Annotated in this window: 19 protein-coding genes and 1 CRISPR repeat array; of the genes, 3 read left to right on the top strand and 16 right to left on the bottom strand. The window is 32.6% G+C overall.

Annotated elements, in window-relative coordinates; translation table 11 throughout:
* Positions 1-141: 141 nt before the first annotated feature.
* The 7 genes from AC5YGG_RS07685 to AC5YGG_RS07655 form a co-directional block, all read right to left on the bottom strand.
* Positions 142-1,065, bottom strand: a complete 924-nt coding sequence (locus AC5YGG_RS07685; protein WP_496143947.1) for a hypothetical protein — start codon at positions 1,063-1,065, stop codon at positions 142-144.
* Complete coding sequence (locus AC5YGG_RS07680) at positions 1,052-3,706, bottom strand: peptidoglycan-binding domain-containing protein (protein WP_496143946.1); 2,655 nt, start codon at positions 3,704-3,706, stop codon at positions 1,052-1,054. Before AC5YGG_RS07680 ends, AC5YGG_RS07685 begins: the two co-directional genes overlap by 14 nt.
* Before the next feature lie 161 nt (positions 3,707-3,867).
* Positions 3,868-4,371 carry a DUF4280 domain-containing protein gene (locus AC5YGG_RS07675; RefSeq protein WP_065393211.1) on the bottom strand — a complete coding sequence of 168 codons (504 nt, stop codon included), beginning with the start codon at positions 4,369-4,371 and terminating at the stop codon, positions 3,868-3,870.
* Positions 4,372-4,403: 32 nt separating this feature from the next.
* Positions 4,404-5,534: a hypothetical protein gene (locus tag AC5YGG_RS07670; RefSeq protein WP_496143945.1), complete on the bottom strand. Its 1,131-nt coding sequence runs from the start codon at positions 5,532-5,534 to the stop codon at positions 4,404-4,406.
* A 294-nt stretch (positions 5,535-5,828) separates the two neighbouring features.
* The gene (locus AC5YGG_RS07665; protein WP_496143944.1) at positions 5,829-6,470 is read right to left on the bottom strand and encodes a DUF6266 family protein; all 642 of its coding nucleotides are present in this window, start codon (positions 6,468-6,470) and stop codon (positions 5,829-5,831) included.
* 258 nt (positions 6,471-6,728) lie between these two features.
* Positions 6,729-6,995, bottom strand: a complete 267-nt coding sequence (locus tag AC5YGG_RS07660; RefSeq protein WP_496143943.1) for a helix-turn-helix domain-containing protein — start codon at positions 6,993-6,995, stop codon at positions 6,729-6,731.
* A gap of 695 nt (positions 6,996-7,690) precedes the next feature.
* The gene (locus AC5YGG_RS07655) at positions 7,691-8,365 is read right to left on the bottom strand and encodes a YceI family protein (RefSeq protein WP_496143942.1); all 675 of its coding nucleotides are present in this window, start codon (positions 8,363-8,365) and stop codon (positions 7,691-7,693) included.
* Between the two features lie 253 nt (positions 8,366-8,618).
* Here AC5YGG_RS07655 and AC5YGG_RS07650 point away from each other — a divergent pair, with 253 nt between their 5' ends.
* The gene (locus tag AC5YGG_RS07650) at positions 8,619-8,756 is read left to right on the top strand and encodes a hypothetical protein (RefSeq protein WP_496143941.1); all 138 of its coding nucleotides are present in this window, start codon (positions 8,619-8,621) and stop codon (positions 8,754-8,756) included.
* Positions 8,757-9,030: 274 nt separating this feature from the next.
* Here the strand turns inward: AC5YGG_RS07650 and AC5YGG_RS07645 are convergent, their stop codons facing one another.
* From AC5YGG_RS07645 to cas9, 5 genes are all read right to left on the bottom strand, one after another.
* On the bottom strand, positions 9,031-10,062 hold the full coding sequence (locus tag AC5YGG_RS07645; RefSeq protein ID WP_496143940.1) for an alpha/beta fold hydrolase: 1,032 nt from the start codon (positions 10,060-10,062) through the stop codon (positions 9,031-9,033).
* Between the two features lie 280 nt (positions 10,063-10,342).
* Positions 10,343-12,774: direct repeats of the CRISPR family, unit length 47 nt; unit sequence GTTGTGAATTGCTTTCAAAAATTATTATCTTCGTGATTAGTCACAGC.
* A gap of 57 nt (positions 12,775-12,831) precedes the next feature.
* Positions 12,832-13,170, bottom strand: a complete 339-nt coding sequence (gene cas2 / locus AC5YGG_RS07640; RefSeq protein ID WP_065393206.1) for a CRISPR-associated endonuclease Cas2 — start codon at positions 13,168-13,170, stop codon at positions 12,832-12,834.
* Positions 13,167-14,060, bottom strand: a complete 894-nt coding sequence (gene cas1 / locus AC5YGG_RS07635; RefSeq protein WP_496143939.1) for a type II CRISPR-associated endonuclease Cas1 — start codon at positions 14,058-14,060, stop codon at positions 13,167-13,169. The genes cas2 and cas1 overlap by 4 nt, the downstream gene beginning before the upstream one ends.
* Positions 14,057-14,467 (bottom strand): PIN domain-containing protein, encoded by a 411-nt coding sequence (locus AC5YGG_RS07630; RefSeq protein ID WP_496143938.1) that lies wholly within the window; start codon positions 14,465-14,467, stop codon positions 14,057-14,059. Before AC5YGG_RS07630 ends, cas1 begins: the two co-directional genes overlap by 4 nt.
* On the bottom strand, positions 14,454-18,824 hold the full coding sequence (gene cas9, locus AC5YGG_RS07625) for a type II CRISPR RNA-guided endonuclease Cas9 (protein ID WP_496144268.1): 4,371 nt from the start codon (positions 18,822-18,824) through the stop codon (positions 14,454-14,456). Before cas9 ends, AC5YGG_RS07630 begins: the two co-directional genes overlap by 14 nt.
* A 215-nt stretch (positions 18,825-19,039) precedes the next feature.
* Between cas9 and AC5YGG_RS07620 the strand changes: the two genes are divergently transcribed.
* Positions 19,040-21,163, top strand: coding sequence for a Tex family protein (locus AC5YGG_RS07620; protein ID WP_496143937.1), 2,124 nt, complete (start codon positions 19,040-19,042; stop codon positions 21,161-21,163).
* Between the two features lie 155 nt (positions 21,164-21,318).
* Positions 21,319-21,951 (top strand): HAD family hydrolase, encoded by a 633-nt coding sequence (locus tag AC5YGG_RS07615; protein ID WP_496143936.1) that lies wholly within the window; start codon positions 21,319-21,321, stop codon positions 21,949-21,951.
* A 51-nt stretch (positions 21,952-22,002) separates the two neighbouring features.
* Here the strand turns inward: AC5YGG_RS07615 and AC5YGG_RS07610 are convergent, their stop codons facing one another.
* From AC5YGG_RS07610 to AC5YGG_RS07595, 4 genes are all read right to left on the bottom strand, one after another.
* The gene (locus AC5YGG_RS07610) at positions 22,003-22,572 is read right to left on the bottom strand and encodes a hypothetical protein (protein WP_496143935.1); all 570 of its coding nucleotides are present in this window, start codon (positions 22,570-22,572) and stop codon (positions 22,003-22,005) included.
* On the bottom strand, positions 22,569-23,516 hold the full coding sequence (locus AC5YGG_RS07605; RefSeq protein WP_496143934.1) for an XAC2610-related protein: 948 nt from the start codon (positions 23,514-23,516) through the stop codon (positions 22,569-22,571). Before AC5YGG_RS07605 ends, AC5YGG_RS07610 begins: the two co-directional genes overlap by 4 nt.
* A 96-nt stretch (positions 23,517-23,612) precedes the next feature.
* The gene (locus tag AC5YGG_RS07600; RefSeq protein ID WP_496143933.1) at positions 23,613-24,107 is read right to left on the bottom strand and encodes a hypothetical protein; all 495 of its coding nucleotides are present in this window, start codon (positions 24,105-24,107) and stop codon (positions 23,613-23,615) included.
* A gap of 20 nt (positions 24,108-24,127) precedes the next feature.
* Entirely contained in the window at positions 24,128-24,979 is an 852-nt protein-coding gene (locus AC5YGG_RS07595; RefSeq protein ID WP_496143932.1) for a hypothetical protein, read from the bottom strand.
* Positions 24,980-24,982: the final 3 nt, after the last annotated feature.

The raw sequence follows: 24,982 nt of genomic DNA, 5'->3' as shown, positions 1-24,982 counted from the left end.
TGATATTTACACTATTCTTTACTTAAAACTATTCTAAAAGAATAGTACAAAAAAAATGAAAACTCTGCCTCAGAAAAAATGAGACGGAGTTTTTATTAACAAATGTGTCCTGACAAAGTTAACAACTCTAGGGGCTTATTGTTAATATTTTATAATAGTTCCACTATTTGATATTTTATATCTTCCTATTTCTTTCTTAGAATTGTTTGCATTCTTTGCTTTATATAATATGATAACATATCCTTCAGTTATATTAAAGTCCTGAATACTTTCGCCATTCATTTCTGCTATTTTTAGAAAAGAAAGTAATTTACCTTTTTCGGCAGTTATTAATTCATATCCTTCGATATCAGATTCTGTATATGCACAGATAATTGGTTGGATATTATTGAGTTTAGGCAATAAAAAAAAGCTTGTTGGAGACTTATTAATGCCATAATAATCAAGAATGTTTTTATTTTCAGAAAAAATGTATGAAGGATATCTCTTAAAACACTTCTCTGTATTGTCATAACAAGCATTATAAAAATCGTCAAAATTAAAAGGCAGCTTACAAATATTATAATTTTTTTCACCAGATGAACTGGATTGCATTTTATCTTTTGATAGTGCGATTTTATTTTTCATAATTAAATTATTGGCAAAATCTAAAAATGATTGCTGGGCATCTGGCATAAGATTGTCTAAAACATTTTCATTCTCACCTTCCTTTTCTATTTTTTTTATTTTGCCTGAATCATTATACGAAAAAATATAAGTTTCATCATAAGTATCCGTTATTACTTGATCTTCGTACATTTTTACATTAAATGTTACATATATACTATTACTATTATTATGTTTAATTTTTTCAGGTAAATAACTAATAGCACAACCAGAACCACAACTTATAGCAAAAGATTCTTTGATAAAACCATCGACTTTTTCTGATGAGAGTGGAATTGTTTTTTTTTCAATTTTAACTATATCAGGCTTAATATTTTTCGTTACTGTATTTGAAATTTCTTTTTTACAACTTACTGCAAATAAGAATACACAAACAATTAAGGATTTATTTATTTTCATTTTTAGAATTTATTAATGCTTCTTTTATATCTTCCGGGGTAACATGAGCTTTATTTAAACCATCATCTGCATAATAAGATTCCCCATTTTTAGCATATCGTATTATTTTTTCCCCGCTTTTAGTAATTTTATCACTTATACGTCTTCCTTTTTCAACCCCAATACTAGCCCACTCAAGAGCGGCAGAGTACATTGCCTCTTCAACAGTATCATTCGATTCCAAATATGCAATAATTTTCGGTCGTTTAATTTTTATTAGGTAATCGTCAAAAATTCTATCTTGCATCTCCTGATCTAGTTTTTCATTTATATCAAGTTTCAAGCTTGAAATTGCACTCTTCAATGTCTCTGGAACAAGTTGATATCTACCTACAGCAAAAAGATCTTTATCTGCCTGCTTTTTTTGAATTTCTTTTATAGTAGTATCAACAACTTTTACACTATTTACTACTTTAACAACCCGTTTGTATTTTATTTTACCATTGACTTTATATGCTACTTTTTCGGTTTTATTACATTTATTATAATCATCTGATGATTCAACTTTCGCTATTAAATTTCCAAATTTACTATGAGCCCATTTATATTTATCTGCTTTTTTACTTTCTTCAGTTTTATTTTCTTTTGTAATTCCAACGCTACAATTACAAGTATTTTGATATCCTAGTTTGTTTGCTAAGGCTATAATATTTTCGCCATTTACACCATTATCATCCTTTACAAAATATTCATCTTTGAGATATTCTAAGTCAAAAGTTCTAACATCATAGTGTACCCAAGTTGTAGCAATATACTCCTCATCTATTCTATTTCTGGAACTTGGTTCTAAAGCAAAAATATTATGGTCTTTCCATCTATAGCTCGCATTAGTATATTTAATCAAAAGATCTCTTACTTTATCTGCATTTTTCTCAGTATTAATTGAATCAGAAAGTTTATAAATATGAATATCTAAAGCCTTACCCATGTGGTTAGTACTATGTCGTTTATTTATCTTATTATTGGCATTACAACGATAACCTGAGTTTATTTTACCGACTCTCAACCCTATTTGCTTTTCCTGATTAGCTAAATAAAACTTTATAGCTTTCTCTACCCATAATAACGATCTATGAATACCTGGGTATTCATATTTTCGACTTTTTTCAAGAATTTTAGCATTATTTTTCTCTTCTGGATATAACCCTTTACCAAATCCAGTACATTTTTTACATGGACATTTTCCTTCATTAATATTAACCGGATATTTATTTGAAAATTCGCCAATTGCTCTTAAAACATTTCCACATATTTTACCTGTCTCAGAAACTTTCATATAGTCCCTCTGGAACTGTTTAATCATTCTTTCAGTTCTGTCTGTAAATTTATCCGTTGGCACATTTCCACCAAAACCTGCCAAACGAATATTAATTTCTCTAATAAGCTCGCTTGGAGGGGAATTTTTATCAATACAATATTTACCTCCACAATTTTTAATCTGTGATTTCGGTTCCTTAATAATCGCAGGCGAATCATTCGGATCTATTTTTACCGGTTCAGCATCTGAACTTATCGGGATTACCTGAGAAGTCACAGAAGTATTGAGATGTTCAACCTCTATAAAATATTCCCGTTCATTTCCCTCTCCAAAATCATTACTTTTATTATACATCTCTTTTGTAAGAGTAATATAATTAATAAAATTGGAAGTATCATGAGCTAATGTTGCAGATACTTCATAGATAAGATCATTACTGTATCGTGATAAGTCTTCTTCCCAAATTCTTACGATTACATTTTTACCCCTCATTCCTTGAGAAGTAATTTTAATTGAAACTGTATCTCCGGTCTTGGCATTTTTTAGCGTTTTACCTCTACCATCTGTAAATTCCGCATTTACTATTTTCCCTTCAGGATCTGCCTGTTTCTTTGCCGCAGGAGTTTGAGGATATTTTGCTGTTTCCTCTTTGGGTTTCGGCTTATTGGGTTTTGGTTTATGATGCTCAGGAGCAACTGGCGGTTTCCTGTGTGACGGAGTATTATCCACTGGTTTAGTTTTCTTAGGCGGAGCTGGAATATGAGACGGGTTGGCAACATTTACATTAGGGCTAGCCTTTACAATATGCTTGGAAACTACTTCGGCGGTTACGTAATATTCATGGGTTTTGCCCTCGCTTTTGTCTCCTTTTGCGACTCCGGCATTGGCAATTTGAACAGCCATAGTATAAGTGGGCAGTCTGAAATAAACTTTGGCAACTCCTTCATGGTTCACTTCTCCAATGAGAGGAATCTGATTGATCTTATTCATCATATTTACAATAGGATCATGCCCTTTTCCTATGGCATCATCTTCCCAAAGGGTAAATGCCACTTTATATCCAAACATTCCCACACAGTGAGCTTTAGCAATTATGGTATCAGTATAATGTAATAGCTTACCTTTAGGTAATCGTTCAGAATTAATGTCTTGCAGTTCAACACTTACTATTTTCGGATCTTCTGCTTCCTGCGGTTTTATATAGAGCTCTCCTTTATCTTTTCCTCTTACAACCTCAATTTTTAAAGCTTTATATTTAAGACTTTTAGCCGTGAATTTATAGGTTATATTTTCTCCCTCCTTTATATTTCCCTTTGCAATTCGCCATCCGTTTCTGTCTTGCACATAGAGATCCCATTTTACCTTAGGAGGTGGGAAAGAAAAAGGATTGGATGTCATTACATTCTCAAATACCGAAAGTGAATAAGCCTCCGTATTTCCAACAATAGGTTTTGTATTACCTCTAATCGTTAATTTTGCCATAGCCGTTAGTATTGATAGACATTTTATTCATAAATCTGTTCAGGACCTTCCAGCTCACTTTGGGACTCCTCAAAATTCATAAATGGATTAATAATATTATAGGTTTTTGGATCAGCTGTTGTTATACTTTGCTTATTCATGGTTGATGTTTGCCCATGTTCTTTTACCGTGATTTTTCCTCCAACACTGCACATCAACTCAGAAATTTCAGAAAGGCAGCTTTTATTCATGACCTTTGTTTTTTCATAAGTTTTCTGCCATTTACCGGCTGGAGCAAACGCACACGGTAAATAGCCCCCTGATGTGGGTTTCAGTTTACATTGTCCAAAACTAGGTCCGGGAGGATTGAATTGCAGATCGTCTTCCGTTACGGCTAGGTAGTCCGCTTGTCCTTCTTTATTATTCCAATAATGTTTCTGGTGTGACGTTACTTTAAATTGTGGGAACTGATCGCCTTGATTGCATTGAGCCTTGCCTTTTTGAATGACAAAGTGCTTGTCACTGTGTTCTGAATAATTTTCTGACATATCATTGTGTTTGATGGTTAAAAAAAGAATAATTAGCTGACTAGCTTTTCCAATTCAAAAGTCATTGTCTTTTCATAATCGGCAATCCGGATATCAAATCTGGCTTTTATTTTTTGAATAGAGAAGTCCATGAAATCCAGTGTATAGGTAGCTGAATGATTCGCCTTTACTGATTTTGAATGAGGCATTATTTGCCTGTCATACTCAAAGTCTGTATAATACAGTTCTGAAACAGTGCGGTAATCTACAGATTTCCCTGTTTGTAAAATTTCTATTACATCAGAACTGTTTTGTGGTAAGATTTGATGAATCATTTCCAGCCTCACAGGAGTAGCCAGAGCCAGCCATGAAAATTTATCACGATATGGAGCCGCAGTATCTTTTGAATGATAATTTGCTTTATAAAATTGATTGAAAATGAATTGGAATGGTAATGTTTCTTTGAGGCTATTATAGATCACCTGTGGATCATTTATTTTGTTTTTCATCCTGTCAATATGAGAAATGGCATAAACACCAGCATAATATTGTTTTAATGCTTCAAGATCACCAATGATATCTTTACTATCTTTAATAGGCTGTGCTGCAACAAAATTTCCGGATTTGTCTATAATCAATAGTATCGGATACACTGTTTTTACAAAATCGGATGCCAGATTATTTATTTTCTCCTCTGGCTCCTCTTCATTTTTTTTGAAATTATTCATGGTGAATTCTACATAATGTCCTTTTTCATCCTCCCTTATATATTTAAAGTGTAGCACGTATGAATATTCACTTTTTTGAATTCCTTCGTCACTTTCAGTTTGCTTCACCAGATAATTCCCATCGATTAACTTTATATTGAAAGAGGTTTTCCCCGTTGGAAGCAGACAACATAAACTTTCTCCGGATTTTCGTATTTGCTCATTGAGCTTTACTATTTCGTCTGAGTTAGGTACATGGAGTTTCTGCAAAAACCTTAAAGCTCCATCTTCAGGAATAAAATCTAAGTAACTACATCTTAAGTTATGGTATTCACGAAGGTATTTAGGATTTTCAAGAGTCAAATCCCATGAAATGCTTTCCAGTGTTTCTCCTTGTTTTACATAATAGATGTCCTCTTTCAAAGAGGAGATAATTCCCCGCAAAGGGTTCCCCGGATTAGGGTTATTTTTTTTCATCTTGTAGTATGTGTTTTTTGATAATAATTCCTGAAATTTAGAAATATTAATTTGCTTTAATTCTAATTTTTTGATAAATTTTTAAAAGTGTCGTACTTGTACGACAACTTATTAAAAACGTATTATCAGCCTCCTAATACGTAGTAAAATTTTTAAATTTCTATCTATATATTTAGAAAATATTTATGATGAGAAGTATCTAAAAAATTTTCAAAAGATTATTATTGCCATATCTGAAGATGATTTAAATGGTATTTATTTAAAAATCTCCACCCTTTCAGGTGGAGATCAGGATTAAATCAGCTTCAATGTTCCGAGATAAGAACTGTTGCATACGATACTTTCATCCAGAGCATTCAGATATGCCCAGACCTGCATGTCTTTCGTTGCATAATAAGCCGGTAAAGTCACCTCGGTAGTTAAGGCACTTCTGTCAGCAACCGTTTCAAAAATTGCAAATGAGTCAAGTTCCTTGCTGTAACAGATTACCGTCACCTTATCTGTACCTTTTGCATTTCCCTGAACGCTATTGTCCTCCCAGGTCAGTTTTATTTTATTTCCAGCCTGGGGAGCTGCGACTACATTCTGAAAGCCTGTAAGATCTCCTTTCGTAATCAGAACCTTGTTGTAGATCAGTTCCGGAGCATCTGCTACCATCTGGACAGCTTCACTAATGGTATAAGACACCGCCAGATTAATTCTGGATTTCGAACCGCTATTTACCCCGAAATACTTCTTCTGAATGAAGCTCAAAGGACGTAAAAAACCTATGACAAGCTTAAATTTTGTCTGCTGAAGCATCTGCTTTTCACTTGGAGGTCTGTTGCTTGGTGTAGGCACACTTCGGATAATGTCTTTTCCGCGCCAGTTGGCACCTACAATTGTTCCTACTTTCCCTGAAAATCCACCAAGGATTCCTTTTGTTATTCTAGCCATTTTACTGTATTTTTTTTGGTTAACTGAACGAATGTATAAAGGAATATTCAATCAACAATCACTCCTGACAATAGTGATCGGTTTTGATCTGTTTTGACATTTTTTGACAGTATAAAACCTGTTTTCTTCGATAGTCCTTCGAGAATTTTCCGGGTAAGCTTCGGAAAAAGAATCATTGTTCCGAAGAATAGCCGAAGGAAATACGGAATACTTCAAAGTACTTTATCTATCAATTCCTTTACAGCATAAAAAAAGCCTTCATGGTTTGAAGGCATTATTGAAAAATGATTTTGGGTAAAATATTTTATTTCCGATCTTAACATGCGGAATTTTCTGTGATTTCCTGATGCGATGTAAAGTACTGTCGCTAATATTCATCAGACGTTTGACATCAGCACTGTCATAATACGGAAAATGATCAGACTCTTTCTTTTGAAGAACATTTAAAATTTCAACTAAAAGAGCCAAAAGGTCGTGGGAAGATGAATCAGTCTCCCTTTGAGGATATACATGCTTTTTCATCATTTTAGTTTTTTTGTGTTATACTCAGAAGTGTTTATTTTTATAAAATCTAACGATAATATTACAAAATTATTGCCAAACAAAACACACATAAACAACTGTATATCAATAAATAAAATACAATTTTAATGTAAAATATATTTCTCACTATGTTTTGAAAAAAACTATTAATATTGATAAAAAATTATTCGTTAAATGGTTTATTTTTATTAAAATATAAATTTTACTTTTTTAGTGATATTTTAATGATTACTGCATATTGATATGATTTTCTTAAAATATATTAAATAAGTTTTAAAAGCCAGGGATAACAGAGTCATCGTAACACGAAAATTATAATTAATCAACAGCACTAAAGCCTATGTCTCTAAGTGGTTTAAAATCTCTAACCACATAGAGACATAGATTTTTGAACTTTATCTGGAAGTATTCGTGAATTCGTGGCGTTTATTTTTTTGCCACGAATTCACGAATATTTAATTTGTACTCAATTTTATTGATTCTCTCTAAGTGGACGTATATCCATGAAATTTCTTCAGCAGCAAAGTTACACTTCTTAGCTTCCTGAAATGAAACATTTGAAATTTCAGACTTTGCTTTAAAAAAACATTTGCTTCTAATGATGACCTGCTTTATATCAAAATAAAAAAGCTGCTTCCCAAAGGAAGCAGCTCATAGATTATTGATTAATCTAAAAATTATTTTTTAGCTTTTACATCAATTGCAATCTCGATGTCTTTGCTGATCATCCATTCAGCAGGATCTGCTTCAGAAGTACCGAATTTGATTCCCCAGTCTGTTCTGTTTACAGTAAATTTAGCCTGGATAGCCGCTGTATTGTCTACTACGTCTACTTTCGCAGGGAAAGTAACGTTCATTGTTTTCCCTAGTAAAGTAAGGTTTCCGCTTACTGTTTTATTAGCTCCAGCTACTGCATCGGCAGGTGCTTCTTTAAGGTCTGCTACACTAGTGATTTTAAAGTCTGAAGTAGGGTTTTTCTCTACATTAAAGAAATCAGGGTTCTTTAAGTGAGCTTCAAGATCTGCTGGTTTCTTATCTTTTTCAGTTACAGAAGCCGGATCTACTTTAATAGAGGTCATGTCGATATTGAAGTTTCCTGCTACTACTTGTCCTCCTTCGATGCTTAAGTCACCAGATTTTACGTTAAGAGTTCCCCAACGAGGTGCAAATCCTCCTTTGTGGAATGCTTTCCAGTTTACTACAGAAGTTGCAGCATCTACTGTCAACATTTCTCCTTTGCTTTCTGCAACAGCCTGCTCAGTAGCTACTGTTGTATCTGTTTTCTCTTTACTATTACATGATGCCACAAGCAATCCTACTCCTACTAATGCAATTACGCTAATTTTTTTCATATTATTGAACTGTTTAAAAAGTTTATTGTTTTCGGATACAAAAATAGATAAACCTGAATGCAGTTTCCTTAACATACATCAAGAAATCTCTTTTCGCTTCATTTTTATGAATTGATGCATTAAATATACTATTTTTATACTTATACAAAACTCCGGCTCCACTTGCCGGCATCAACTGCTATTTATGAATTGCCTTCATACATCACTATTTTTGTGATTATACACAAGTTTACTTTATGGAAACAAATGAATTATGCATAGGAAATTATATAATGATAAAAAGGATGAGAACATAGAATATGTGTATCATCTTCATGATCTGGGAGATATGGTATATATTAATGATTTACATCCGGAAGCCTGCATACCTATTCCATTAACCGAGAAATAGTTACTTACTTTTGGATTTGAAAGTAATAGCGGAGAAAAATATAATCCTAATGATGAATCTGCTGACCAATTCGAATATAGCTTAGGAAGTGGTATTTCACATCTGACGTTTATCTGCAGACCTTCCAAAGGCTGGGTTATCAAGTTGGGAAATGATGATGAATTAGAAATAAGACACGTCCACGAATTTCAAAATATTTACTTTGCCCTTAAAGGAAAAGAGTTAACTTTAAAAAAATAACAAAGCCCCAATTAAGGGGCTTCGCTGTTTAATATTACTTTTGTTTTTCAATATTTTCAGATAGTAAAAGAATCTCTTTGTTTATTACTTCTGCATTTTCTTTTTTTGTAATGATACTTCCATGACTGGCATTCATTATGATTTGTTTTCCTTGAGAAGAGAGTTCTTTTAGCTCTTTCTGCATCCCAAACCATAATTGAACTTGTTTTTCAGGATCAATTCCTAATTTTCTGTATTTTTCTTTTTGGGATTCTTTATACTGTTCTGTAGCAGTGAACACCAACACTGGTAATGAATCTAACTTTTTTGCCTCACCTGCACGCTTCAGCACAGCATTGGTAAGGTCATTCTCTCTTAAAAACATAGTATAAACATCGCCGGAGCTATTGGTGAGCGATTGTGATCTGCTGTATACTTCTTTAGGTAAGCCATCGCCTTGATAGGGTGCTTTACTAAATATCTTATTATAAAGTCCTAAAATACCTAAATCTGCAAGGATAGATCCTATCTTTAATATTCTTGCCTGCCCTTCGGGAACTAACTCTTTTTGTGCTAATCGGTTCCATTGTTCAGGATGACTTGAATCTATGAAAACCATTCCTTTCACTTCATTTGGATAAAGATCCCTGAATATTCTGGTATAAGGACCTCCCATAGAATGTCCCACCAAAATATAAGGTGGCTTTTCTCCTGTTTTCGCTAATAATTCATGAAGCTGATGTGCGTAAAATTCAGGGGATCTATTATCACTATTACTTGCTTCACTAAACCATTTTCCATCTCTATCATAGCGTATGACTCTCGTTTTATCTTTTAAGCCCTCCGCAATCCAATGCAGCATATCGGTATTACTGTGTGCCCCTGCCTCAATAATCACTGTAGGTAAGGATTTCTTATCTCCTTCTGCTCTTACATGGATGTTGATTCCGTTAACGTTAACGAGTTTACCCGGCGGAACAGGTTTTGGACTAAATAATCGATAACAAAGCCCTAAGAATAATAATACGATGAGAATTCCCAGGATAAGCTTGCCTAAAAACTTAAATACTTTTAAAATTGATTTCATAGTTATTTTTAAATTTCAAATTGACAGGGGGAAGAATTGTCGAAACAGAATATTCACGAAAACCTAAATGGGATTTGAGTAAATATAGTAATTGAATCTTTGAAGCAGACATGATTAGAAGTTTCGGGCAAATATAACAAAAAGCCCTATGAACAGAAACCTATATAATATCATGTGTGTGATGGTTCGATCTTTGAGACGGGAAAATAAGTTAAGGAATCTCTGGAATAAATTTGGATATATTTTTTTCATGTTTTATTTGGCTTGTCTATTTTGTAATGTTTGTAGTGGCTTTTAATATTTATTATCTTCGTGATTAGTCACAGCAATGCGTTTGTGGTTAAGCATCCAACGGGAGTTGTGAATTGCTTTCAAAAATTATTATCTTCGTGCTTAGTCACAGCGTTGATTTATTCCGAACTTAAACTGATAATGTTGTGAATTGCTTTCAAAAATTATTATCTTCGTGATTAGTCACAGCTGTTCACTGAAGATGCAATTAACCTGATATGTTGTGAATTGCTTTCAAAAATTATTATCTTCGTGATTAGTCACAGCTTACGCTTTAAAAATGATGATGAGAAATATGTTGTGAATTGCTTTCAAAAATTATTATCTTCGTGATTAGTCACAGCTGATTTCAAATCATAGAATTGCGAATAATTGTTGTGAATTGCTTTCAAAAATTATTATCTTCGTGATTAGTCACAGCCGACACATAGAAAAATGAAGATAGTTATTGGTTGTGAATTGCTTTCAAAAATTATTATCTTCGTGATTAGTCACAGCGAAGCTGATTCTAGAGTTCAGGCGGCTCTTGTTGTGAATTGCTTTCAAAAATTATTATCTTCGTGATTAGTCACAGCATCTGGCTTCTATAGTAAGTTTTTTTTGCTGTTGTGAATTGCTTTCAAAAATTATTATCTTCGTGATTAGTCACAGCTCTTTATTAAGCGTTTCCGACCACGGTACGGTTGTGAATTGCTTTCAAAAATTATTATCTTCGTGATTAGTCACAGCTTAAAGCAAAAGAAGGTACAGAAGAGCGTGTTGTGAATTGCTTTCAAAAATTATTATCTTCGTGATTAGTCACAGCTAGGTTACAAGCAGAGATGTTACCAATTCGGTTGTGAATTGCTTTCAAAAATTATTATCTTCGTGATTAGTCACAGCTGATTTGATTCATAAAGTAATTCTAATTCCGTTGTGGATTGCTTTCAAAAATTATTATCTTCGTGATTAGTCACAGCTTCAAACTTGTCCTGAACATTAGTTTGATTGTTGTGAATTGCTTTCAAAAATTATTATCTTCGTGATTAGTCACAGCAAAGCTGTATTCGATTATAACGCTGAGGTAGTTGTGAATTGCTTTCAAAAATTATTATCTTCGTGATTAGTCACAGCGTAATTAAAACAACAACCTATATAAAAGGTGTTGTGAATTGCTTTCAAAAATTATTATCTTCGTGATTAGTCACAGCGCTATAAATAAGTAGCTTATTGGCATTGCAGTTGTGAATTGCTTTCAAAAATTATTATCTTCGTGATTAGTCACAGCGCGTTAACCGGTACACCTTCGCCAAATGGTGTTGTGAATTGCTTTCAAAAATTATTATCTTCGTGATTAGTCACAGCGTAGTAATACTAAGATAGGGCGAAATACGCGTTGTGAATTGCTTTCAAAAATTATTATCTTCGTGATTAGTCACAGCGTAGACGTTAAAGAAGCGTTAGATATTGTTGTTGTGAATTGCTTTCAAAAATTATTATCTTCGTGATTAGTCACAGCTAATGATGCGCCACCTATGGGAATTACTTAGTTGTGAATTGCTTTCAAAAATTATTATCTTCGTGATTAGTCACAGCCCAGACGAAATCTTTTATGGTTTCTGTAGGGTTGTGAATTGCTTTCAAAAATTATTATCTTCGTGATTAGTCACAGCCTAAAATCATAATATTTCGTTTATTTCGTTGTTGTGAATTGCTTTCAAAAATTATTATCTTCGTGATTAGTCACAGCTACGCTGATATTCCTAAAGAAGCCCGAATTGTTGTGAATTGCTTTCAAAAATTATTATCTTCGTGATTAGTCACAGCAGGGAATACAATTTATCTCAAGCTAAAATAGTTGTGAATTGCTTTCAAAAATTATTATCTTCGTGATTAGTCACAGCATACTGGCGAAAGTTGTAATCATGAAATGCGTTGTGAATTGCTTTCAAAAATTATTATCTTCGTGATTAGTCACAGCGTCAAGCCCCTGCAGAGAGGTTGCCGAAATGTTGTGAATTGCTTTCAAAAATTATTATCTTCGTGATTAGTCACAGCTATTTGTCGAAGATTCCATACAGTAATCTAGTTGTGAATTGCTTTCAAAAATTATTATCTTCGTGATTAGTCACAGCCAAGTCTGTTAGCATTGAATACAGCTGTTGGTTGTGAATTGCTTTCAAAAATTATTATCTTCGTGATTAGTCACAGCCGTCAATTTCAATTGGACTTTTGGACTCTTGTTGTGAATTGCTTTCAAAAATTATTATCTTCGTGATTAGTCACAGCGCCTGTTTGAAATGTACAATATAATCGAATGTTGTGAATTGCTTTCAAAAATTATTATCTTCGTGATTAGTCACAGCCATAGCCCAGGCATTAGATGAGATATCTGGTTGTGAATTGCTTTCAAAAATTATTATCTTCGTGATTAGTCACAGCCTCAAAAAACAATCCACTGATAATCAGTAGATTGTTTTTGTTTTTAGGATTCAAAATTTAAAATAATTCAAGCTGCTGGAAGGCTGGAGGTGGTTCTTCTTTATTTCTGGCAAAAAATATTTCAATATCTCCAAACTGTTTATCAGTAATGCACATAATTGCCACTTTTCCTGCTTTTGGGAGCATAAATTTTACTCTTTTAATATGAACCTCAGCATTTTCACGACTTGGACAATGCCTTACGTACATTGAAAACTGAAATAGTGTAAAACCATCATCAAGCAAAGATTTACGAAAGCGATTCGCATCTTTCATATTGGCTTTAGTCTCTGTTGGCAAATCATATAATACTAAAACCCACATAATTCGGTAAGCATTAAACCTTTCGGCATTCATATCAATTCAGGATAAGAGATCATTCGTTTTTCTCCCGTATAACATTTATACAGTGACGTGGCGGTTGTTTTTACTGCAACCAATAAAGGTCTTGTTCTATCCCCTATTTTCACATCTTTAGTCGCAATTTGTAAAATGAAAGCTTTAAATTCTTTAGTTAATTCTTCAGTTTCAGGATTAGTTTCCAACCATTGCATCACTAATAAATCGATAAAAGGACGATAAGGCTCCATCAAATCATCAGCCAGGCAGTAAGGATTATATTTATTCTTATGAAAAATTCCAAGAACAGGAAGTAATCCGGTCTCTACAATAGCTCTTGCAACAATACTTCTGAGAACCGAATACCCGAAATTAAAAAATTGATTGGGTGAGTCCCCAAAACGTTGTCTCAGAAAATCAAGACTGATAAGATACTTCCAGTAATGCTGAGCTGCGATTCCTTCCATATTCGTAATGTCACCACTTTTTACACTATTTTGATAATCAATCATGGGTTCGTAATAATTTCCTAAACGTTTTAAGACTTCTTTTTGGTTTTCAATTTTACATTCAACCGTTTGTTTCCAAAGTTGTTTTTTCAGAGGCTCACTTGCTTCTAACTGATCCTTGATCCGGTCAGAATGTTCAGTATGTCCGTGTAAAGGAAGCATAATCCCGTGTGGTAAATGATGATTATCACAACTCACGACTACCACATTATTTCCCATCATTTTCTGAATTAACTGATGTGAAATGGTAATCTGAAAATGATCTAACATCAACAACCCTAAATCTTCAACAGGAACCTTACCTTTCATTTCTTTAGTAGTAGGTTCTAAAATATACATTTGCTCGTCTTTGAGCTTAAGATAAGCAGGATTGCCAATGTAGATAGAACGGGTTATCATAAAAAAGGATTTATTATTTTTAATTTTTTATCGACAATCATTCCATTACACATATCTTCTGACAATAAAATAGTACAGTCATTAAGTATTGAGTCTGGAAGTATAAAAATATCACTCAATCCATAATTGTATTTTAGAGTCAAAAAATGAGCATAATTATACATATCGCTATGCTGTGATAGAGGAAAGACTAATTCATCAATTATTTTAATAATAAGTTTTGTAACCTCCTTCTTATCCTTTTTCCATTTCCTTTCAAGAATTTTTATAAATTCAAAAAGAACTAATTGAGTAACAAATGGTCTCTTAAGCAATATTTCTACAGCCTTATCCTGCTTTTTAATATCTTTATTATCAAAAGCATATAAAAGGATATTTGTATCAATTGCAATATTACCTATATTCATCAAAAATTTTTTTAATTTTTTCTTTTGTTAGAATATTTATGTCACCTAATCTATCGCAATTAATTTTAAGGCAAACATCTGCAATTTTGATTCTATCCTGTGACATTGTGACTTGAAGTTTATTCTGGCTTTCCAATTCTCCAATTTTAGTTTTCGCATCATATTGCTTTATTAAAAAAGCAATATCTTGACGAATAAAGTAACATTCCGTACCTGAAGTTTTTTCAACTTTATAAATTCTTTTAATTTGTTCTTTATTTAAATCATTCAAATTAAAAATACCTCCTGTAAACTCTCCTTCTTCGGGAACATAAACTAAGTCATTAGGAGATAAATAGAATAATAACTTATGTCCTTTTATATTTTCTAACGGAACTGAGTTCAGCCCTTGCTTTTGCCTTTCAACAACTTCATTCAAAGGAATTGTTTCATAACTTCTTTTTCCATTTTTATCTTCATAAATTGCAAAAAATAAATTAGTTCCTTTAGCTGCTTCTACATATTTATGTTTCTTATTACCTAATTGCCCTATTGAAAATCTTCCCGTTCCTTTTTCAAACACTCTTACCTTAAAAATTGGCTGATGAAATACTCCATCATTTAATTCAATAATATTTTTATTCATCTCCTCTATGGCTTCTGGTGTAAACGCAAGTGTTTCCGGAGCAATTTCTTTTCCTTTATCATCTATGGTTCCCTTATATTTTTCTAAATGTGCTAAAAGTATTTTTTGTATACCCGTATCAGTTATTGAATTACTAATTTTTTTCTCGTTGAAACTTATATCCAAAGGTTTTCTAATTGCAGTTAATATCTCTTTATCATTAATTTTCACCCAAGGTAAATTCACTTTTGCATAAACAAATTCTTTATGCATTGGTTTTCTTATTGCCCAATTTGTACCAGTCTGCTTTACTCTTTCTTTCATCTTCACTCCCTCTTTCTCCACATATTTTTCATAATGATTAGTAGCTTTATTGATAACACGAAGGTTTTGCTTAAAGCTCACGATTATTGTTTCCAATCTATTTCTGGCATCAACCGTAAAGGTTTCCCAAGGTTTCAAAAACTGTTTTGGCACCTCTCTCTCAATTTTGTCACCTGTTTGCGGATGGTTGTAAACTGCCTTCTCAAACTTCATCAGTTTCTTCTTCAAATCATAACGTTTTGTATCCGATTTTGCAGATTGATTATTCAATAAATTTACGTGGTCTTTTGTAGCACAAGCAATCACCAAGGCATCCAAAGCGTGATGGCGATGATCTATTCTTTTCTTTGAAAATCCCTTTAAATAATCAATCGGAACAGTTGGTAAATATTTCTGATGTTTTTCGTTCCATGCTGTAAAATCTGTTGAATTAGTTAATTGATTCATTCTTTCAAATCGTGGCAGAATCAAATCGTTCCAAACATCATTTAATCCCCAATCCTGTTTCAATTGTGTTGTTATTTTTCCGTTTCCTGGAACTATATTTTTGGAATTCATACCTTCATCTGTTCCATCTTCCACTCTCACAATATTAGAAAGCACACCTGATACATACTTACTGATATGACGTGTATCATTCAGCTGGCGTTCAATCATTTTTTCAGGAATTTCTTCTAATAAAAGCTTATTTCTCTTACCTCGATTATTAGCATAATGTTTTTTAACGAAATCTTCATATTCTTCTATTTCAAAAACTTTTACATTTTTCCCGAAACCAAGTTCAACAATAGTCCCTGCAAATTGCTTAATAAATCCAAGCCCTATATAATTATCTTTCAATTTATTAACCGCCGATTCACAAATGATTTTATTACTGAAACTGTCATCAAAATATCGGCTTTTAGGAATAATATGTTCAATTTCATATTCTGGTGAGAACAGTTTATTTAACGGAATAATTTGTCCTGTATAAGGCGATTTGTATTTTTGTTCCAGCCAAAGTTTATATCTTTTTAAATCAGAAGATGAAGGTTGAGCAGTTTTACTGATTTTCAGATATTCATCTTCAATTTCAATACCTGAGTTCAAAACTCCATCTTCATATATTTTTAAAATCTCTTGTTGCATCGGTGAAAATGGGCGAACATTTTCTACCGAACTATCATTCATCATTTCAGCCAATAAAGCTTTAATACGAAGATTTGTATTTTCATTTTCAGAAATTTGGGTCGTTAATTTCTTTCTATCTTCAGCAGGAAGCTTCATCTCACGCCCTAACTCGATATGAATTTCGTTAAAGAAGTCTTTTGCTCCATTTCCGTATTTCATCCAAATATCTTTTACCACACGTAAAGTTTCGGTAATGACCTGCTCAACAATCGGGTTACGAAGTGAGTGTTGTTTAAACTCTTTTAAGAACTCTTCCAGATCATCAGCAGAATTCCACTTGCCTATTATAGATGCTTCTGAATGTCTATCGTAAATAATATATTGGGCTAACCACAATTGTAATCCTTGAAAATTATCTTCAGTCGTAAGATTAATTGTCTTCTCCCTTACCCTATCTTTAATATTTTCATCATATTCTCCATTGATAATTTTCTGAATTCTATCTTTTGAATATTTATCGATATCAGCATAATTCCAATATTTTCCCAATCGCATCAAAGGCAATAATTTTTTAATGGCTTTCTCAGAAAAAGAACCATATTCGTTTTTAAAAGGCGGGAATTTTTTAAAAGCTTCAAAGAAAGAAACTTCATCCAGATTATTTTTATTAGCAAAAGATTTTAATGCCTTTTCATACTCAATTTTATCGTTGACAGAATAGATGATATGCCAAATCTTATGTTCAATTTCGCTCGTTAGAAAGTTTTCAGAAATATTTTCAACTTTATCTAACCGTGATGAAATCATTGTTTTGGTTTCGTTGCAAGGGTATTTTTTATCTTCCACAAAATTCCAACGATGTGTTTTTTCATTTAATTTAAAATGTTTCAGTAACGCTTTTTGCTCAACTTCTTTTCTGTTATTTAGAAAGTCAAATAAATTTTCAAAATCTCCTGTCGAATTTAAAAACTCTTTTGTAACGTTGGTATCATCATCCCTTTTATAAATATTCAGATTGTACATCCATTGCCATAGACGAAATTCCTGATAATATGGATTAGACTTCGGAATTGCTTTGAGATATTGTGTATGTTCCACCCCATGTTTATCTTTATATCTTCTATACTCCAATGTACAATTTGAAATGGATGATTTCTGACTTCTTAAAGGTCTTTGATAAAAAATAATGTCCTCGATAAAAAGATGAACAAAATCTTTTTTACTTAAAGTCAATTGATGGGCTTCATTATTTCGATACAATTCACGCACACAATCGCTATACAAATCATCATTTTGTAATTCAGTATGAAATTCTTTTTGTTTTTTCAAAATCTGTTTCAGTTCATCTTTATAAAATTTTCTCTCAATGGTGCGAACCAGTTTTCCTTTAATTTTTTGTTTCGGATTATGAAGAAGCGTTTCATAAATGTATGTTCCAACAGTTTTATGAGATTTTTCTATTTCTTGTTCTGTTTTAGTCTTAATAGCAATCCAATCCTTTTCAGAATCAACTGCTTTATAAGTTCTTTTTATATCTCCATTTTTCAAGAATGATTCAGTAACAATAAATTCTTTTACACGTTCTATCCAATCTTCTGTTTTTACAATTTGTTTATCATATTTCCACCCATTATCGAAATAAACATCATACAATATTTTGCCCTTTACATTATCTCCGGAATCAACAATCTTTTCGACTTTTAGACGTACAAAAGTTTTATCTTTTTCTTCTTCAATATCTTCACCACGCAACTGATAATAACCACGTTTTTGATTAAAATTCAAAAGAATCCAAGCCAGTTCTTCCTTTTCTATTTTTTGAGTTAAAGCTTTTTTACGTAGATAATAAATCGTCCAATCGTAAGGTATTTTTTTATCGTTTTCTAAAATCTGTGGCTGATGTTTTCTAAAATCAGAAAGCATTTCTTCAAACGAATTTTTAAAAATAAATCTATCGTTATTATATACCAGTTTAGGTTCTGTTTCTTCCCTAAACTTTCCAAACCTCTTTTCAAAATCTATCTGAGAAGCATAATGTATAGGTAAAAAATTCAGAACATTTAAAACTCTATGAAGTCTTTCTCTTCGCAAAAGGAATCTTTCACGTAGTCTTCTCACTCCTCTGTATTTTGTCCTGTCAGCTGTTTGCGAAACCGAATTTCCAGAACCAAATTCTCCAAGAACCTTTTGATCCATTGGAATAATCCTGCTTCCCATCCCAAGAATTTCTCCATACTTATTTTCAAAATCTTGTCTGATCAATGCCCAGCCAATGGAGTTGGTTCCCAAGTCTAATCCAAGTATATTTTTAATCATCATTATTAATTTTAGATACCTTATAAAAATAGAAATAAAAAAAATATTTAAAATAAGGATTCCCGTAATCACCTAAAAGATTTTTTCTTCTATATTTGTACTAATAATTTTGAAAAGCAATTCACAATAAGGATTATTCCGTTGTGAAAACATTCAAGGCGGGGCAACTCGCCTTTTTTCGTTTTAAAACGTTATTTTAGCTATCCGAAAACAGAACAATGACGACCGTAGAATTTATACAGAAGCAGCTCAATATTTCTGAGAAGAGCATCAACAATACGTTACAATTATTAGCCGAAGACTGTACTATTCCTTTTATTTCCCGTTACCGAAAAGATAAGACAGGAAATCTTGATGAAACACAGATCGAGCAAATCTCAAAGATCAGTAAACAGTTTGAAGAGATTGTAAAGCGAAAAGAATCTATTTTAAAATCTATAGAAGAGCAAAATGCTTTAACACCGGAACTCAAGCAGAGAATTGAAGAAAGCTTTGATATTCAGGAGCTGGAAGATTTATATTTACCTTTCAAAAAGCGTAGAAAAACTAAGGCTGATACAGCTAAAGAGAAAGGACTTGAACCACTTGCGAAGATTATCATGAGTCAAAAAAACAATGATATTCATTTTCTTGCTTCAAAATACCTGAACAATGACGTTCCATCGGAAGAGGAAGCCCTTCAGGGAGCAAGGGATATCATGGCGGAATGGATCAATGAGAATATGTATGTCCGTAAAAATCTACGCCGACTGTACCAACGTAAAGCAATGATCACTTCAAAGGTTGTTAAAGCGAAGAAAGACGAGGAAGACGCACAGAAGTTCTCCCAGTACTTTGAATGGGAAGAAATCCTCAGCAGAACTCCGTCTCACAGGCTTCTTGCCATGTTGAGAGCAGAGGCGGAAGGCTTTGTAAAGGTAAATGTGGGAATTGATAAAGAAGAGGCGATTGATTTTATTGAAAAAGCGATTATCAAATCTGATAATGAAAGTTCTGATCAAATTGCTTTAGCCATAAAGGATAGTTATAAAAGGCTTTTGGAACCTGCCATTTCCAATGAGGCTTTACAGGAGGCAAAAGAAAAGGCTGATAAAAAAGCGATTGAGATCTTCTCTGAGAATCTGAGTCAATTGCTTTTGGCACCTCCTTTGGGTGAAAAAAGGATTCTGGCAATTGATCCCGGTTACAAAAGTGGCTGTAAAGTAGTCTGCCTGGATGAAAAGGGTGATCTTCTTCATAATGAGACCCTCTACCCTCACGCTCCGCAGAATGAAAGCGGAATGGCAATGAAAAAAATCCGTTCTATGGTAAATGCTTATAATATTGAAGCCATCTCTATCGGAAACGGAACGGCAAGTCGTGAAACGGAATTTTTCATCAAGAAAATAGCTTTTGATAAACCATTACAGGTTTTTGTGGTTTCTGAAGCAGGTGCATCTGTTTACTCGGCAAGTAAGATTGCAAGGGATGAATTTCCAACTTATGATGTAACGGTACGTGGTGCAGTTTCTATCGGAAGAAGACTTTCTGATCCGTTGGCTGAACTGGTAAAAATTGACCCTAAATCTATTGGTGTAGGACAATACCAGCATGATGTGGATCAGACTCAATTGAAAAATGAACTGGATTCTACAGTCATGAAATGTGTAAATTCTGTAGGAATTAATCTTAATACGGCAAGTAAATCTTTGCTAAGCTATGTTTCCGGAATCGGCGAGAAAATGGCTGAAAACATTGTGAATTACCGCGCTGAAAACGGAGCTTTTGAAGACAGAAAACAGCTTAAAAAAGTTCCAAGACTTGGAGAAAAAGCATTTCAGCAGGCAGCAGCTTTTGTGAAAATTGCCAATTCAAAAAATCCGTTGGATAATTCTGCCGTTCACCCTGAGGCATATGGAATTGTAGAGAAAATGGCTAAAGATTTAGGCATTAAAACCAATGAACTGATTGCCAATAAGGAGAAAATCGCTTTGATAAAACCTGAAAGTTATATTACAGGAGAAATAGGAATTTTAGGAATTAAAGATATTTTAAAAGAGCTTGAAAAACCGGGCTTAGACCCAAGAAAAGCAGCTAAAATATTTGAATTTGATCCTAATGTAAAAAGCATTAAGGATTTAAAAGCAGGCATGATCTTACCGGGAATCGTCAATAATATAACGGCTTTTGGGTGTTTTGTAGACCTGGGCATCAAAGAAAGTGGTCTGGTTCATATTTCGCAGCTGAAGCAAGGTTTTGTATCGGATGTGAATGAGGTGGTGAAACTTCATCAACATGTAAGAGTAAAGGTAACGGAAGTGGATGAGGCTAGAAAGAGAGTACAATTGAGTATGATTTTATAGATATACATACCAATAAGAGCTTTTAAGGTTTAGGAATATTAAGATAAGCGGCGCTGAAAAGCACTTAGTTTATTAAAACCTATGATTTTTTATCCTAACTAAGCTTAATCTCTCTTTAATGGTTCAAAGAAAAATTAACACCTAAAAAATACACTTTGAAATATAAAAATTTAATATTCGATTTAGATGGGACTTTATGGGACCCGCGAGCAACGATTATAGGCATATGGAATGAAGTTTTAACCCGACGCCAGCTGATCAACAGGGAATTAAAACCTGATGACATGGATCAATACATGGGTTTATTAGCGAAAGATATTGTAAAGGACATTATCCCGGGAATTTCTGACAGTGAGGTTCAGGATATTCTTTCAGAAATTGTAGCTCAGGAGAATAAAGTACTGCGTGTGCAGGGTGGTATTCTGTACGAAGGTGTTGAGAATGCTTTAAAAAGCTTAACTCATACTCACAATCTCTTCATTGTCAGCAATTGCCAGGATGGATATATTGAATCGTTTTTGGAATATTACCAGTTCAATACGCTCTTTACAGATTTTGAATCTCACGGACGAACGCAAAAGCCCAAAGCCGAGAATATAAAGCTTCTTATGGATAGAAATCATTTATCTATAGAAAACTCCGTTTATATTGGTGATACTCAAACCGATTATGATTCTGCCAACTCTAACGGACTGCCTTTTATTTTTTGTAAATATGGCTTTGGAAAACTTGCCACGGAATATGAATCCTCAATCATAAAGTTCCCAGATTTAAAACTTTATGTTTAACCCATAAATAAAGAGCTGTCGTGTGACAGCTCTTTTGTATTCTAATTGGCTTTATTTTATTTTCTGTATTGGCATTTCGATGATTCCATTATGAGGAGGAGAGGTAAGAAAACTATATATAAAATATTCATTCTTACGCTTAATCAAAGTTAATAGAAGAGAAAGACCTTCATTTCCACCTTCTACTATTCTTTTTGTAAAAAACTCTATAGAATCTTTATGAGTTGTGGCTAAAATTCCTCCAATATATTCTTGATAATTATCATTCTTATTATACCTATTGCCTTTATTATCTGCTAACCAACTTTTAAATACACAACTATCCGGTTGTATCATATCCAATTCTGCATAATGAATAGGTTCTCTCCCCCAACCATCAACTATATCACTCTCTTCAATACGATATAAACCTTTCCATTTTTGAAACAATTTTTCTGATATAAATTCATCTTCTCCTTCCAATTCATGTTCACTCAATGAATCATTATTTTCGATCTCAACATTACTAATATTTCGACCCATTAATGATACAGAATCCTTTGAACTATCCTTTTTTACTGTCCTATCTTTTATACATGAAAGCATTCCCAAAGTGACCACTATCCATAAATATTTTATCATTTATTCTGTTTTATTTCTTTTTGTTCTGAAAGAGATTCCCAGCTTCCATTAGACTTTAGTTTATAGGTATTGATATTAGTGTGACAACATCCTACAATACTTCGAGTTGTAATCGTTTTACGGACTGCATCAAATTCTTCGGCAAGCATCCCATGTTGTAAAGGAAAAGATTCCATAGGTGAGAAAACTCCATTTTTATCCTGAAAATAATACTCATATATTTTTCCTGCGTTTCCACCTTCATCCCATACAATTGCCATATCTTCAAGTCCATCAAAATTAAAATCTTTCACAACCATATCATTACAAGGTAAATCTTTATAAGAAGTCCATGAATTAGGTTCAAAATAAATCTCCTGCTCCTTTCCATTTTGCTTACTTTTTATAATGATCAATGCTGATGTAGGATATTCCTGATCTTTTTCATTGGAATATCCGCTTGCTTTCCATACAAAGCTATATTGATCAGAAAGATTATCTAATGTACATGACTTTGGTTTGGGTTCACAAGATCTGCTTTCAATGCTGTTTATCATTTTTTCGCTAATAAGTAGGTTCGGTTCATAATTATTGAATTGATACGATATAATACCTTTACTTTTATCAACCCACGCTAAAATATAATATGAAAATTCCTGCTTATCAATGTAAAAGAAGGTTTTATTTTCTTTATACTTTACATGATCAATACTAAAATTATGATCTTCCATTGGAGTATGATCATAGATTTTATTTTTATTAATATCAAAAAACCAATTACCATCAGAACAGTGATAATAGGTATCTTCTTCTTTGTTAACTAAAAACCATTTTCCAAAGTACAAACTTTGAGCTTCCTTCAGATTATCATCTTTACTTACCGGCTTCTCTTCTTTTGATTGGCAGGAACTTACCATATAAACCAAGAGGATAATAGGTAATAGTTTCTTTATTATATTTTTCATTTTGATTTTCAATATAAAGATTGGTAACAAAAAATGATTAGTCTTGAAATTAAGTATTTTTCATTTCCCGATTCTGTAGTTCCTAAGATTTAACAATTATTTCATTTTATTAAGTACATATTTTTTGTTGTTATTATTGTAATACATATCAAGGTAAGGACATTGCCAATAGTAATTTTTCCCATCAAAAAATAATCTTCCAAAATCATTGGTTTCTTGCAATACATCAGTCATTTCTCCATCCAGTACTTTATCAAAAGTCAGTAGAATACCGTTTTCTACTTCTGACGCCCGAAGCAGATAATTATATTCTCCCCAATATCTGTCAACATGAAAAACTACTGAATCTTTTTTAATAATTAACTCTACAGTATCTGTATCTCTACTATCTGTACTTTTCTTATCATCAGTCAGGGTTGTATGATATTTTCCTAGCCATTTAACAGCCAAGTTTCCTGCTATTTGTGGATTTTTTGAAACGTCTTTTTTCTTTATTTGATTTATATGAGTAGAATTTTGATTTTCTTTTTGCTCTTTGCAACCATAAAAGAATAATACAACCAGTAGTAGAATAATTTTATTTATTTCCATTCTTTGTCTTTTAGCTTGTTTTATTCATGTGAATTTAGTCGAAACTTTTGCACACTAACCAAAATATGTTGTTTAAAATATCTATTCTCTGATTCATTCATCTTTTGAATTAACTCTTTCCCGAAAATGGAATTAACATTTACAAAATCTTTATTTATTGTTTCAAAACCTGTATAGAATGATGGTCCGAGCTGCACTTTAACTTTAGGCATTCCGTCAATCTTTTTGATCAGAGGAAGATATTTTATTTCCTTTTGAGCTTCAGGTTTTAAAAGCAATACATCAGCCTCTTTATCTTTGATATATCCTAAATTCATATCCAAGAAATCCTGATCAACAAAATAAGATTGAGATGTAGCAAGAATATAGTCAATCAATGAAGAGTCATTATATTTTATACTTTGCTGAATAAAGAAATAAGGATCATTCAGAAACATCTGAACGAAAAGATTTTCGTATAGTTCAATTCCATTATAAGAAACGGTTTCATTTTTTGAGATTTCAGATACTATATAAAAAGCATTGCTATCTGATAATTCTGCAATTCTCAACAATAACAACTGACAAATGAATGAAGACTTGAGCTCATCATCTTCTGTTTTAATATCAGCTAAATGTTCAATAAAACTACTCCTGAAACTCTTATCTAAAAGATCTTTTATCTTAATATTTTCTATATAATCTCCTTTATATTTAAACTTTTTAAGAGGAATGCTTTTTTCATTAAAAAGCAAATTGTTTTCTAAATATATGCCGTCAATTAATGTATTATTTCGTACAGATTGTATAGTTTTTTGAGCCATAAGATTATTGTTTTTTTTATTCTGACAGCCTATCACAAAGAGAAATGTGATCAATAAGACTATTCTCATAAA

It is taken from the genome of Chryseobacterium sp. CS2K3 (genome assembly GCF_059515185.1).
This window is presented reverse-complemented; position numbering and strand designations above follow the sequence as displayed.